Origin of the sequence: Leptotrichia massiliensis (assembly GCF_900104625.1) — a bacterium.
Taxonomy (GTDB): Bacteria; Fusobacteriota; Fusobacteriia; order Fusobacteriales; family Leptotrichiaceae; genus Leptotrichia; species Leptotrichia massiliensis.
In genome coordinates, this window is sequence record NZ_FNVZ01000005.1 from 583,251 (window position 1) to 597,330 (window position 14,080).

Below are 14,080 nucleotides of genomic sequence, written 5' to 3' on the forward strand. Positions count from 1 at the left end.
TTTATATACTTAGAACTTTTATAGACTTAAACTTAATGAAATATACTTAAAACGATTGGATTGCAGAATTTAGGAAAGGAATAAAAAAGTGAAAAAACTTGATGATTTGATAGATGTTTTTGCAAAATTACCAGGAATTGGGAGAAAAAGTGCAGCAAGAATTGCGTTTGATATGCTTGAAAAAAGCGAAGCTGATATTGACAGAATGCTTGAAATAATAAAAGATTCACATACGAATATTAAACATTGTGAAATTTGTGGAAATTTATCGGAAAATGATATTTGTGAGATTTGTGCTAATGAGAAAAGAGATACGGAAGTAATCTGTGTTGTTGAAGGAGTAAGAGATGTAATTGCCTTTGAAAAATCAGAAACATACAATGGGCTCTATCATGTGCTTGGCGGAAAAATTGATCCACTAAATGGAATTACTATCGAAGATTTGAATTTGAGAAAATTGATAAGAAGGCTGGATGGGAGTATAAAAGAAGTTATACTTGCCTTAAATCCTGATTTAGAAGGGGAAACAACAAGTCTTTATTTAACAAAATTCTTAAAAGATAAAAATATAAAAATTTCAAAAATCGCCAGTGGAATTCCAATGGGAGGAAATATTGAATATACAGATATGGCAACACTGGGAAGATCACTGGAAGGAAGAATTAATGTAGATGATATAGATTAATATTTATAGTTTAGGAATTTATGAAAAAATTTAGAAATTGCCTAAAATGAGCATAACTTCTAATTTTAATTTTATATAAATATTGTTATAAATTGGAAAAAACTGAAAAAATATTTGCACTTTTAAAATGATATGGTATAATATTAAATATAGTGAGGTATAAAAAGTGAACAAGTTTTTTTTATTTAAAAATTTTAAAATAATTGTTATTATGTTTTTTGTATTTTTTTATCAAATACTATTTCCTGTAACTTTTAAATATAATACTGGAGAAAATCTAGTACAAAAGATAAGAGGTGAAGAAAAACAGGAAAAACTAATAAAATCAGTATTGGATGCTATACGTGGACATAATAATAAATTTGTTAGATTTTATCTTGCAACTAAAGATAATATTAATAATAGAGAAAAAATAAAAGACCAGTTTGCAAATCGAAAAGAAGGAGTGTACGGTGTAAATTTAGATGAAGCATTATTGTTTCAAGGAAATGGTGAATTGGTTGATGTAAATGCAAAAACCAAGGATGGATATACACCAATTATTGTAGCCATTGAAGCTAAAAATAATGAAATTTTGAAGCTTCTTATTGAAAATGGTGCAGATTTATATGAAAAACATCCAATTTTTAATAGAACTACACTTGGAACAGCAGCATATTATGAAAATGCCGAAGCAGTGGAAATATTGTTAAAAAAAGATGCAAGACTTGCAAATGTTGGAAGTGATGCGGATGGATGGACTCCACTCCAAGATGCAACATTAAAAGCTAATTCCAGAATTGTCAAAATGTTGTTGGAACATGGAGCAAATCCCACAATTACAGATAAGCATGGTGGAACCCCAATGGATATGGCAACAAAATTTGGAAAAGGTGAAATTGTAAAAATGCTGAGGGATTACATAAAGGCTAATAGAGGTAGATTATAGTTTTTTGAATTTGTTTGTAATAAAAAAATTTATATATAGAGGAGAAAACAATGAAAAGAATGACAGGAATTGGTGCTTCAGAGGGAGTATCTATAGGTAAAGTATTACTTTTTATCGCAGAGGAGATTGTTATTCCGCAAACAAAAGAGGCAGATTCAACAATTGAGTCTGAATTGGCAAAATTGCAAGCTGGATTGAAACAGTCTAAAACTCAATTAATTGCAATCAGAGAAAAAGTAAAAGAGAAAATGGGGGAAGATAAAGCAGCAATTTTTGATGGTCATATTATGCTTCTTGAAGATGAAGATTTGATTATGGAAGTTGAAGATAAAATTAAAGGAGAAGGACTTCCAGCTGCAAAAGCGTTACACGATGGAATTAATGAATATTGTGATATGATTTCACAATTAGATGATCCATACCTAAGAGAAAGAGCCGCTGATTTACAAGATATAGGTAAAAGATGGCTTAAGAACTTGTTAGGAATGAAAATTCATGACTTGAGTAACTTAGAGCCAGGAACAATTGTTGTAACTGAAGACTTGACTCCATCTGATACAGCTCAATTGGATTTGGAAAACTGTATAGGATTTATTACAGAAATTGGAGGAAAAACAGCTCACTCTGCAATCATGGCAAGATCACTTGAATTACCTGCAGTAGTTGGGGTAAAAGGAATACTTGATGAAGTAAAAGATGGTGAAGTTGTTGTTATGGATGGAGAAACTGGAGAATTATACCTGGAACCATCTGAAGATTTGGTAAATGAGTATATTAAAAAACAAGAAGCGATAAGAAAAGAAAAAGAAGAATTGAAAAAATTAATTCATGAAGATGCAGTTACTCTTGATGGTAGAAAAGTTGATATTTGGGGAAATATTGGAAGCCCTAATGATGTTGATGCTGTAATTGAGTCAGGAGCAACAGGAATTGGATTATATAGAACAGAATTTTTATTTATGAACTCTGATCACTTCCCAACAGAAGAGGAACAATATCAAGCATACAGAGTGGTTGCTGAAAAAATGCAAGGAAAACCTGTAACAATAAGAACAATGGATATTGGTGGAGATAAAGAATTACCATATTTAGATTTACCAAAAGAATTAAATCCATTCTTAGGATATAGAGCAATCAGAATTTCGCTAGAAAATAAAGATATGTTCAAAACTCAGTTAAAAGCGATTTTAAGAGCATCTCAATATGGACAAATCAAAATTATGTATCCAATGATTAGTTCAATTAATGAAATAAGAAAAGCAAATGCTATTTTGGAAGAATGTAAGAGAGAACTTGATGAAATTGGAAAAATCTATGATAGAAATATAAAAGTGGGAATAATGGTTGAAACTCCTTCAACAGCTATTATTGCTTACAAATTTGCAAAAGAAGTTGATTTCTTCTCAATAGGAACTAATGACTTGACACAATATTTCTTAGCAGTAGATAGAGGAAATGAAATGGTTGCAAACTTATACAACTCATTTAACCCTGCGGTATTAGAAGCTATTCAAAAAGTAATTGATGCTGCACATGGAGCAAATATAAATGTTAGTATGTGTGGAGAATTTGCTGGAGATAAAAGAGCAACTAAATTATTGTTAGGAATGGGGCTTGATTCATTTAGTATGAGTGCATCATCAGGATTAACTGTTAAGAAAATAATTAGAAACAGTAATTATGCAGATGCGAAAAAATTCAGAGATTTAATTTTACAACAAGATACACCTGAAGAAGTTGTAGCAAAAGTATAATAAATTATAACAAAAAAGGCTAGTTAGTTTCTTAGCCTTTTTTGCCTTAAAATCGGGATTATTATTTTAGAATAAAATTATTTTGAAGACAAACGAAAAAATTGTTTAAACCATAATTTTATTCGATATTAGATTTTATTTCTAAAAAATAATAAGTATAATAACTGAGGAGTAAAAATATGGAAAATAAAAAAGTAGCAGTGTTTTTGGCAAATGGATTTGAAGAAATTGAAGCAGTAACTCCAATTGATTTGCTTCAAAGGGCAGGGATTAATGTAGATACAGTTTCAATCACAAAGGATAACCTTGTGGAGAGTGCGAGAAGAATGAAAATACTGGCAGATAAGATAATTGATGATATTGATTTTTCTGAATATGATATGCTGATATTGCCTGGTGGTCCTGGAGTCGGAAATTATTTTAATTCACAGACACTGTTAGATAATGTGTTAAAATTTTCAAAAGACAATGAAAATAAAAAAATTGCGGCAATATGTGCGGCACCTACGGTATTATCTAGTCTTGGAATTTTGGAAGGAAAAAATGCGGTGTGTTTTCCAGCGTGTGAAAATGAACTGGTAAAAGGTAAGGCAGTGTTAGGAAAAGACAGAGCTGTTACAGATTGCAATATTATAACGAGCAGAAGTGCAGGAACTGCATTGGATTTTGCCTTTGAAATTATTAGTGAACTTTTGGGTAAAAAAGAAGCAGAAAAAATTGCTGATGAGATTGTTTATAAATAAATTTGTAAATAAAAGTATAAATTTTAAAAAGTTATATGGAAAAAATAAGAAAAGTATGCTAAAATGTTTCAGTAATTATGAAAGAAATAAAATGATTTGATAATTAACAAGATTACAAACTATTGATTTAAGTACAATATACAGCTATTTTGAAATAATTTTAAAAATAAAACCAAAAATAAATTAGAAATTTAGGAGTTTGCATGAAATTAGTTTACATTCTAAAATTGGTTTTAAAAAGTTTTATAAATGTTAGATTTGTATATTTTAAAAATGTCTAAGAAAGGAAGAAAATATGGAATACCATAAGCCCGTGCTGTTTGACGAAGTGATTGATAATATAATAACGAAAAAAGACGCTGTTTATGTTGACTGTACACTTGGCGGCGGTGGGCATACAGAGGGTATTTTAGAAAATTCTTCTGAAAATTCAAAAGTTGTTGCAATTGATCAGGATATGGAAGCCATTGAGTTTGCAAAAAAAAGGCTTGAAAAATACGGACATAAACTGCAGATATTTCAAGACAATTTTAGAAATATTGATACAGTTGTTTATCTTGCAGGCTTTGAAAAAGTGGATCGAATACTTATGGACATAGGAGTTTCCTCAAATCAACTGGATAATGCCGAAAGAGGTTTTTCATATAGATTTGATGCACGATTAGATATGCGTATGGATAGTAGCCTAAAAATAAGTGCTTACGAAGTTATTAATGATTTTTCTGAAAAGGAAATCGCAGATATTATTTATAAGTACGGTGAAGAGCCAAAATCTCGTAAAATTGCAAAAAAAATTGTAGAATACAGGAAAAATAAGCCAATCGAAACAACCTTGGAACTTGCGGATATTGTTATAAAATCAATAGGAAAAAGTATGAAACGGCATCCTGCCAAAAGAACATTTCAAGCTATAAGAATTTTTGTAAATAAGGAGCTTGAAGTACTGAGCGAAACATTGGATAAAGCAGTAGAACTACTTAATAAAAATGGTAGGTTATTAGTAATTACTTTTCATTCATTGGAAGATAGAATTGTAAAGGAAAAATTTCGTGAATATGAAGATCCGTGTACTTGTCCAAAAGATATACCAATTTGTGTATGTAATAAAAAAAGTTTGGGAAAGATAATTACAAAAAAACCAATTATTGCTAAAAAATTAGAATTAGAAGAAAACAATCGGGCACATTCAGCAAAATTGAGAATTTTTGAAAGGAGTGAATAAACAGTTATGAATGGTGTTTCAAAAAACAAAAAAATGCAGATGGAAATCCTTGATGTTCCAAAAATTACGAATACAGCAAGATCAAAAGAAGATGCAAGAAGAGAAAGAATAGTAGCTCCTACAGAAGTTAGAAAAAAACTTTCCAGAACAGCGGGGTTAAATATGAGAGTAATAGTTATAGTTAGTATTTATGTCGCTATTGTAACAATAGTAGCTTTACTTCGTGTTTTTGTTTCATTTAATATTTCTGAGTTACAAAGAGAAATTAATACCAAAGAAAAACAAGTAGTAATGTTACAAAAAGAAATTGCATTACTAGATACTCAAATGGTCAACAAGGAAGATTTAAAAACTAAGGAAATAAAAGCCAAAGAAAGAGGTTTCGAATTTCCAAATTCTCCAATATATATAGATTTGAATAATTAAACTAAATAAAATATAACATTAAAAGTACAGGTGTTATATTTTTTTATTGACAATAACTGAAAAAATTGGTAACATATTAATATAATGACTAAGCAGTCAACTTATTTTGTTATAATTATAGTAAAACTATTTTAAGAAAATTTTGAGATTCTGTTCATTTTGTTCAATCCTAAATTTAGTTTTTAGAAATATAACATTAAAAAAATCGAGTATAATTACTAAATAAAAAAAGGTAAATTATAGGTTTGAGAGCAGTAATCATAGTTGTGAAGTTTTGTTTTAAAGTAATATTATTATAGTTATAAAAAAGTAAAAATAAATTTTGAAGGAGGTTATATCTTGGCAAAAGAAGTTTTACAAAAAATAAAAGATGCTGAAAGTGAATCAGATAAGATTATTGCTGATGCAAATGAAAAGGCAAAAGATGTTTTGAAAAATATTGAGCAGAAAATAAAAGATGACGGCGATAAACTAATTTCTGAGACAAATCTTGAAGTAGAAAATTTGAAAAAAGAGTCAATGGATGATGCTGAAAAAAGAGTAAAATCTCTTTTGAGCAGTGAAGAAGAAAATGTAAACAAAATTCTTGAAATTGACGAAAAGAAAATAGATGAAGTTGTTAATTTATTAGCAGAGAGGATTGTGAAATAATGGCAATAGTTAAAATGAGCAAGTTTGATTTGGTTGTTTTCGCAGAACAAAGGGCTAAAGTATTAAAGAAACTTCAAAAATTTAAAGAAGTAAATTTTGTAGATATTGAGTTGCATGATGAAAATGGGGAACTTAGTAAAGATGCTGTTGAAGGTGTTACTAAATATGTAAATAATGAAGAGCTGACACACATTGATGAACGTCTTTATCAGTTAAGCAATGCGATTTCTCTTATTAAAAAATATGATGAAAGAAAAACACGTTTAAGAGATGTTATTCATGGAAATGAAAATTATACATTTGATGAATTGGCAAGAAAAGCATTGACTTATGACTGGAAGAAAGTTTCTTCTGAACTGAATAAAATTGGAACACAATATTCACAAATAAAATCCGAAATTTCTAAAAAATACATGCGTTATGATGAAATTGATTTGTGGGAACGACTAGATGTAAATCCTAAAGAATTAAAGAACTTGAAAAAAGTAAATACATTTTTAGGTACAGTACCGATAAAGTTAAAAGGAAGCTTTATCGATGGTATTTCTGAGCTTGATAAAACTTATTATGAAGAGCTGAAAATAGTAAAAGATGAAGTGTATTATCTTGTAATTGCAAGTATTGATGAAAGTGAAAAGGAAAAGTTGGCTGAAGTTTTTAGAAATAGCAGTTTTACAGTGGAAAATCTTGACATTGATGCAGTTCCACAAGATTATAAAAATGAACTGCAAAAGGAAATTTCAGAGCTGAAGAAGGAAAAACGAAGACTAAAAGCTCAAATTAAAACTTATAGTGAAGATTTGACTGATTTACAGGCAGTTTACGAATATATGCAAAATAAAAAGTTAAGAATTGTTGAATCAGAAAAATTAGCACAGACTGAAAATACTATTTTGATAAAAGGATGGATTCCAACTGAAAAAGTAAGTGAATTTGAGAAAGTGATAAAAGATGAGGCTGGGGATAATTATTACTTGACATTTACAGATGCGGATAGGGATGATGCGACAGTGCCTATTAAGCTGAAAAATGGAAAAGTTGCAAGTACATTTGAAAATTTGACTGGAATGTATGCATATCCAAGATATAATGAAATTGACCCAACGCCACTGTTTACGCCGTTTTATATCTTATTTTTTGGAATGATGGGAGCAGATGTAGGTTATGGGCTTGTGTTACTGCTTGCAACAATGTTTGTTTTAAAAGTAGTGAATTTAAGTTCTCAAATGAGAAAATCTATTAAGTTTTTCTTTTATTTAAGTTTTTCTGTTATTTTCTGGGGACTTTTATATGGTTCATATTTTGGAGCGACAATTCCAGGAATGTGGAGATTGGTAGATCCAGCGTCACAATATAACGATTTATTGATAGGTTCAATTGTATTTGGTGTAGTTCATATATTTGTTGGACTGGCAATAAAAGCATATATGTTAATTAGAGATGGTAAATCATTGGAAGCAGTTTATGATGTATTGTTTTGGTATATGGCTCTTATTGGAGGAATGTTATTCCTAATATTTAAGTTAATGAATTTGTCAGCAGTTGTGGCAAACGTGTCAATGTGGGTAATGATTGCCGGAATGGCTGGAATCGTACTTACTGGTGGACGTGAAGCTAAAGGAGTCGGTGCAAAATTAGGTGGCGGACTTTACAGCCTTTATGGAATTTCAAGTTATGTAGGAGATTTCGTATCCTATTCAAGACTTATGGCTTTGGGGCTTTCTGGTGGATTTATTGCGTCAGCTATAAATATGATAGCAGGAATGATCGGTGGAAATTGGTTTGGTATGATTTTTATTCCAGTAATACTGATAGTAGGACATTTGTTTAATATGTTCTTATCTTTTCTAGGTGCTTATGTTCATACTTCGAGACTTATGTATGTAGAGTATTTTGGAAAATTTTACGAAGGTGGAGGAAAACCATTTAAAGATTTTAGAACAGAAAATAAATATATAAATCTTGATGATTAATTTTATAATTTAAGTTTAGTAAAAATATTTAACAAAAAAAAATAGAAAAAATTAGGAGGAAATAAAATGAATTTTTCACAATTTTTAGTACAAAATGGAGGAATCGTAATGGCGACATTAGGTGCGGCATTAGCGACATTATTAGCAGGTATTGGGTCTGCAAAAGGTGTAGGTATCGTTGGGGAAGTAGCTACTGGACTTATGAGTGAGGAACCTGAAAAATTTGGTAAATCGTTAGTATTGCAATTATTACCAGGAACACAAGGGTTATATGGATTCGTTATTGGACTTATGGTGTTAGGAAAATTAAAACCTGAAATGCCTTTACAAACTGGATTAGGAATTTTAATGGCTTGTTTACCAATCGCAATAGCAGGTTATGGTTCGGCAATCGCACAAGGAAGAGTTGCTGCATCTGGTATTAGCTTGCTTGCAAAAAATGAAGAACAAAATACAAAAGGTATTATTTACTCAGTAATGGTTGAAACTTATGCATTATTGGCATTCGTTGTATCAATTATGCTACTAGGAAGATTCTAATTTTAAAAGGGGTAGCTATACCCCTTAAATATGGTAAGGAGTGAATATGTCTAATTTAAATAATTTAACATCAAAAATATTAAATGATGCTAAAGAGGAAGCCGATAAAATTGTAAAAAGTGCTGAGGAAAAAGCAAAGCAAAAATACGATTTGGAAATAAAAAAAGCTATTGCAAAAAAACAAACATTGCTTGAAAATGCAAGAAGAGAGCGTGAACTGCTTTCAGACAGAATTAAGTCGAGCGCAAATTTAAAGGCTAGAAATGAAAAATTAAAGGCAAAACAGACAGTAATTAACAAAGTTATAGATAAATTAAAGGAAAAACTTGTTAATATGAATGAGAGTGATTATATTAATTATTTGAATCAGAATATTGATAAAAGTTCTATAGCTGGAAAAGAGTTAATTGTAAAAAAAGAATTTGCAGATAAAGTGAAACAAGAGTTTTCAACTGCAAAAGTTAAGGAAGATGAGTTTGTAACTTCGGGATTTATTATTGAAGAAAATGGCATTCAGGAAAATTACACTTTTGAAGTGAAACTGGATTTTATGAGAGATGAACTGGAAGTTGAAATTTCCAAGCTTCTTTTTTCATAATGTAAATAAAATTTATAGAAATTTAAGTTTTATATTTTCTTTTACAAAATAAATTTTATAATTAACTGGAATTTGTAAACAAGGGAGAAAAAAATGGATAGAATGGATTACGGACAAAGTGTCGTAACTATTAGAGTACTTGAAAAGAGGCTTTTGACTAGAAATAGGCTAGAACGTATGATAGAAGCCGAAACTCCCGAAGAAGTGCTAAAATTATTGGGAGAAACGGAATATTCTCAAGATATGGCTGATATTCAAGGCAGTCAAGATTATGAAACAATACTGAAAAGAGAAACAGAACGTGTTTTTTCCATTGTAAGAAGTATGGTTAAAAATACTGCAATTGTTGATATTTTATCTCTTAAATATGATTATCATAATCTAAAGGTATTATTAAAAAGTAAAATAACAGGAAAAGATTTTTCAAGTCTGCTTATGCAGGCTGGGACGATTGATGCTGGGAAATTTAAGACAAAATTTGAATTGCAAAGCAATGATTTGCCACAGGAAATTTTGGATGCGATTAACGAAGTACAGAAGGACTTTGAAGAAAATCATGATCCCCAAAGAATTGATATACTCGTAGATAAACATTATTTTAAAAATTTATCAAGACTATCAAGAGAAATTGATGTGAAAGTTATTACTGATTATGTTGAAGGACTGATTGATTTTCAAAATATGATAACTTTATTTAGAGTGAAAAAACAAAATCGTGATGCAAGATTTCTGGAAACTGTTATTTTTGAAGGTGGGACAATTTCAAAAAATAAAATTGTTGAGTCAATAAATGACAATACAGATACTATTTTGAATAAGTTCAAGAAGGAAAAATTGGGAATATATCTAACAAAAGGACTAGAAGTATTTAGTGAAACAAAAAGATTATCAGAACTTGAAAAAATTTCTGATAATTACTTGATGGAATTAAATAAAGAATCAAAATATGTTGTATTTGGACCAGAGCCATTATTTACATATCTAGTTGCAAAAGAGCGTGAAATTAATGCAATAAGAATGATAATGGTAAGCAAGATAAACAATATAAGTTCGGATAAAATAAGAGAAAGGTTGCGTGAAACTTATGCATAAAATAGGTGTAGTTGGAGATAAAGATTCTATTTTATCATTTAAAGCATTGGGAATTGACGTGTATCCAGTTATTACAAAAGAAGAAGCAAGAAGTACAATAGATGAAATGGCAAGTAATAACTATGGTATTATCTTTGTAACAGAGCAAGTTGCAGTTATGGTAGAAAGTACTATTGAAAGATACAATCGTGAAGTATTTCCAGCTGTTATTTTGATTCCGAATAATCAAGGAAGTTTGGGGATAGGGCTTAAAAAGATAGATGAGTACGTTGAAAAAGCGATAGGATCTAATATATTTTAGATGAAAGGAGAAATTCATTGAAAACAGGAAGAATAATAAAAGTATCTGGACCTCTTGTTGTTGCAGAAGGTATGGAAAATGCCAATGTATATGATGTGGTAAGAGTTTCAGAGAAAAAATTGATAGGTGAAATTATTGAAATGAGAGGCGATCAGGCTTCTATTCAAGTATATGAAGAAACATCTGGAATTGGTCCAGGAGAAGAGGTTTTTACAACTGGAGAGCCTTTGAGTGTTGAATTGGGACCTGGACTTATTGAAGCGATGTTTGATGGAATTCAGCGTCCACTAAAGGAATATCAGGAAATAGCAGGAGATTTTTTGGATAAAGGGGTAGAAGTAAATCCTTTAAATAGAGATAAAAAATGGGAATTTGAGCCTGTTTTATCTACTGGAGCAGAAGTTGAAACTGGAGATATCCTTGGAACTGTTCAGGAAACTTCTGTTGTAAGCCATAAAATTATGGTTCCAGCAGGAATTAAAGGAACTTTGAAAACTATTAAAAGTGGAAGCTACACAGTAGTTGATACAATTGCAGTTATTGAAACAGAAAAAGGTGAATTGGTAGAAGTTCAAATGATGCAAAAATGGCCAGTAAGACGTGGAAGAAAATACAAGCAGAAATTAAATCCAGAAGCACCACTAATTACAGGACAAAGAGTAATTGATACATTCTTTCCTGTAACAAAAGGTGGAACGGCATGTGTACCAGGACCTTTTGGATCTGGAAAAACCGTTGTGCAGCACCAAATGGCTAAATGGGCAGATGCTGAAATTATAGTTTATGTAGGATGCGGAGAGCGTGGAAATGAGATGACAGACGTTCTTATGGAATTTCCAGAAATAATAGATCCAAAAACAGGACAATCACTAATGAAAAGAACTGTACTTATAGCAAATACTTCAAATATGCCAGTTGCAGCCAGAGAAGCTAGTATTTATACTGGAATTACAATTGCAGAATATTTTAGAGATATGGGATACTCTGTTGCAATAATGGCGGATTCCACTTCAAGATGGGCAGAAGCTCTTAGGGAAATGTCTGGACGGCTTGAAGAAATGCCAGGAGATGAAGGATACCCAGCGTATCTAGGTTCAAGAGCTGCTGAGTTTTATGAAAGAGCGGGGAAAGTAATTTGTCTTGGACAAGATGGACGAGAAGGAGCACTTACAGTTATCGGAGCGGTTTCTCCTCCAGGTGGAGATATTTCAGAGCCAGTATCACAAGCAACACTTCGTATTGTTAAGGTATTCTGGGGATTAGATGCAAATCTAGCGTATAGACGTCACTTCCCAGCAATTAACTGGTTAAATTCATACTCATTGTATCAAGGAAAAGTTGATAACTGGATGGATCAGAATGTAGGGTCTAAATTTTCTAAAAATAGAGCACGTGCAATTTCATTATTACAAGAAGAAAACAGTCTACAGGAAATAGTTAGACTGGTTGGTAAGGATACTTTGTCAGAAAAAGATCAGCTTAAACTGGAAATTGCAAAATCGATAAGGGAAGATTACTTGCAGCAAAATGCATTTATGGAGTCAGATACTTATACTTCGCTTGAAAAACAGGATAAAATGCTTGATATAGTATTGAAATTCTATGATGAGGGATTAAGAGGACTTGAAAATGGAGCTTATTTAAATGAAATCGTTGCAATGCCTGTAAGAGAAAGAATCGCAAGAGCAAAATATTTACCTGAGGCAGAGTTAGATAAAATTGAAGAAATAGCAAAAGAATTGGAAAAAGAAATTGATGAACTTGTAAATAAAGGAGGTGTAGCAAATGCTTAAGGAATATAAAACTATCAAGGAAATAGTAGGGCCGTTGATGGTTGTTGAAGGTGTTGAAGGAATAAAATACGAGGAACTTGTTGAAATTGAAACACAAAACGGTGAGCTTCGTCGTGGACGTGTGCTTGAAGTAAATGGCGATAAGGCCGTAGTACAGTTATTTGAAAATTCGGCTGGAATTAATTTAAAGGATTCAAAAGTAAGATTTTTGGGTAGACCTTTGTCGCTTGGAGTATCAGAAGATATGATAGGGCGTGTATTTGATGGATTGGGTCGACCAAAAGATAATGGACCAAAAATAATTCCTGAAAAAACATTGGATATAAATGGAACGGCTATAAATCCAGTTGCACGTGATTATCCGTCAGAATTTATTCAAACGGGAGTTTCTGCGATTGATGGACTAAACACCCTTGTTAGAGGGCAAAAATTACCAATTTTCTCTGGTTCAGGGCTTCCACATGCAGAATTAGCACTTCAAATCGCAAGACAGGCAAAAGTTTTGGGAACAGATTCAAAATTTGCGGTGGTATTTGGAGCGATTGGAATCACGTTTGAAGAAGCTCAGACATTTACGGAAGATTTTGTAAAAACAGGAGCAATTGACAGGGCGGTATTATTTATGAACTTGGCTAACGATCCTGCAATTGAACGTTTGTCTACACCAAAAATGGCACTTACTTGTGCAGAATACTTGGCATTTGAAAAAGGAATGCACGTACTTGTAATCTTGACTGACTTGACTAACTATTGTGAAGCATTAAGGGAAGTTTCGGCGGCAAGAAAAGAAGTTCCTGGAAGAAGAGGATACCCTGGATACTTGTATACTGACTTATCCACAATTTATGAAAGAGCAGGAAGAATTAAAGGGCGTGAAGGATCAATTACGCAAATACCTATTTTAACAATGCCAGAAGATGATAAGACACATCCAATTCCAGATTTGACTGGATATATTACAGAGGGGCAAATAATCTTGTCAAGAGATTTATACAAACAGAACTTAATGCCTCCAATAAATGTTTTACCATCACTTTCAAGATTGAAGGATAAAGGAATTGGAAAAGGAAAAACTAGAGAAGATCATGCAGATACAATGAACCAATTATTTGCGGCTTATGCAACTGGTAAGGAAGCTAAGGAGCTGGCTGTAATCCTAGGGGAATCAGCATTGTCTGAAACTGATAAGGCGTTTGTTAAATTTACAACTGCATTTGAAGAGCAATATGTAGCTCAAGGGTTTGACAATAACAGAACTATTGAAGACACTTTAAATTTAGGATGGGATTTACTAAAAATATTACCAAGAACAGAGTTGAAAAGAATTAGAGACGAATATTTGGAAAAATATTTGCCTGCAGGAGATGAATAGAC

The 14,080-nt window shown here is 31.5% G+C and carries 14 protein-coding genes; all 14 read left to right on the top strand.

The features are described from left to right. The first annotated feature begins 88 nt into the window (after positions 1 to 88). The 14 genes from recR to BQ5344_RS06670 all read left to right on the top strand — a co-directional run bounded on the left by recR (position 89) and on the right by BQ5344_RS06670 (position 14,078). Complete coding sequence (gene recR / locus BQ5344_RS06605; RefSeq protein WP_071124656.1) at positions 89 to 685, top strand: recombination mediator RecR; 597 nt, start codon at positions 89 to 91, stop codon at positions 683 to 685. Positions 686 to 851: 166 nt separating this feature from the next. Continuing rightward, positions 852 to 1,613 (top strand): ankyrin repeat domain-containing protein, encoded by a 762-nt coding sequence (locus BQ5344_RS06610; protein ID WP_021769334.1) that lies wholly within the window; start codon positions 852 to 854, stop codon positions 1,611 to 1,613. Between the two features lie 50 nt (positions 1,614 to 1,663). Next, positions 1,664 to 3,367 (top strand): phosphoenolpyruvate--protein phosphotransferase, encoded by a 1,704-nt coding sequence (gene ptsP, locus BQ5344_RS06615; RefSeq protein WP_021769335.1) that lies wholly within the window; start codon positions 1,664 to 1,666, stop codon positions 3,365 to 3,367. Between the two features lie 179 nt (positions 3,368 to 3,546). Continuing rightward, on the top strand, positions 3,547 to 4,110 hold the full coding sequence (locus BQ5344_RS06620; protein ID WP_071124657.1) for a DJ-1 family glyoxalase III: 564 nt from the start codon (positions 3,547 to 3,549) through the stop codon (positions 4,108 to 4,110). Positions 4,111 to 4,405: 295 nt separating this feature from the next. Then, on the top strand, positions 4,406 to 5,332 hold the full coding sequence (gene rsmH, locus BQ5344_RS06625) for a 16S rRNA (cytosine(1402)-N(4))-methyltransferase RsmH (RefSeq protein WP_071124658.1): 927 nt from the start codon (positions 4,406 to 4,408) through the stop codon (positions 5,330 to 5,332). A 6-nt stretch (positions 5,333 to 5,338) separates the two neighbouring features. Continuing rightward, on the top strand, positions 5,339 to 5,758 hold the full coding sequence (locus BQ5344_RS06630) for a hypothetical protein (protein ID WP_021769338.1): 420 nt from the start codon (positions 5,339 to 5,341) through the stop codon (positions 5,756 to 5,758). A gap of 339 nt (positions 5,759 to 6,097) precedes the next feature. Beyond that, positions 6,098 to 6,409: a hypothetical protein gene (locus BQ5344_RS06635; protein ID WP_071124659.1), complete on the top strand. Its 312-nt coding sequence runs from the start codon at positions 6,098 to 6,100 to the stop codon at positions 6,407 to 6,409. Beyond that, complete coding sequence (locus BQ5344_RS06640) at positions 6,409 to 8,382, top strand: V-type ATP synthase subunit I (RefSeq protein ID WP_071124660.1); 1,974 nt, start codon at positions 6,409 to 6,411, stop codon at positions 8,380 to 8,382. Before BQ5344_RS06635 ends, BQ5344_RS06640 begins: the two co-directional genes overlap by 1 nt. Positions 8,383 to 8,448: 66 nt before the next feature. Next, complete coding sequence (locus BQ5344_RS06645) at positions 8,449 to 8,922, top strand: V-type ATP synthase subunit K (RefSeq protein ID WP_006803739.1); 474 nt, start codon at positions 8,449 to 8,451, stop codon at positions 8,920 to 8,922. A gap of 46 nt (positions 8,923 to 8,968) precedes the next feature. Further along, a complete protein-coding gene (locus BQ5344_RS06650) occupies positions 8,969 to 9,520 on the top strand; it encodes a V-type ATP synthase subunit E (RefSeq protein WP_071124661.1) in 552 nt (183 codons plus the stop codon). Positions 9,521 to 9,613: 93 nt separating this feature from the next. Next, entirely contained in the window at positions 9,614 to 10,612 is a 999-nt protein-coding gene (locus BQ5344_RS06655) for a V-type ATP synthase subunit C (RefSeq protein ID WP_071124662.1), read from the top strand. Further along, positions 10,605 to 10,913: a V-type ATP synthase subunit F gene (locus BQ5344_RS06660; protein WP_071125502.1), complete on the top strand. Its 309-nt coding sequence runs from the start codon at positions 10,605 to 10,607 to the stop codon at positions 10,911 to 10,913. The genes BQ5344_RS06655 and BQ5344_RS06660 overlap by 8 nt, the downstream gene beginning before the upstream one ends. 17 nt (positions 10,914 to 10,930) lie before the next feature. Then, positions 10,931 to 12,706: a V-type ATP synthase subunit A gene (locus tag BQ5344_RS06665; protein ID WP_083378217.1), complete on the top strand. Its 1,776-nt coding sequence runs from the start codon at positions 10,931 to 10,933 to the stop codon at positions 12,704 to 12,706. Beyond that, positions 12,699 to 14,078, top strand: coding sequence for a V-type ATP synthase subunit B (locus BQ5344_RS06670; RefSeq protein WP_021769345.1), 1,380 nt, complete (start codon positions 12,699 to 12,701; stop codon positions 14,076 to 14,078). The genes BQ5344_RS06665 and BQ5344_RS06670 overlap by 8 nt, the downstream gene beginning before the upstream one ends. The last annotated feature ends 2 nt before the right edge of the window (positions 14,079 to 14,080 follow it).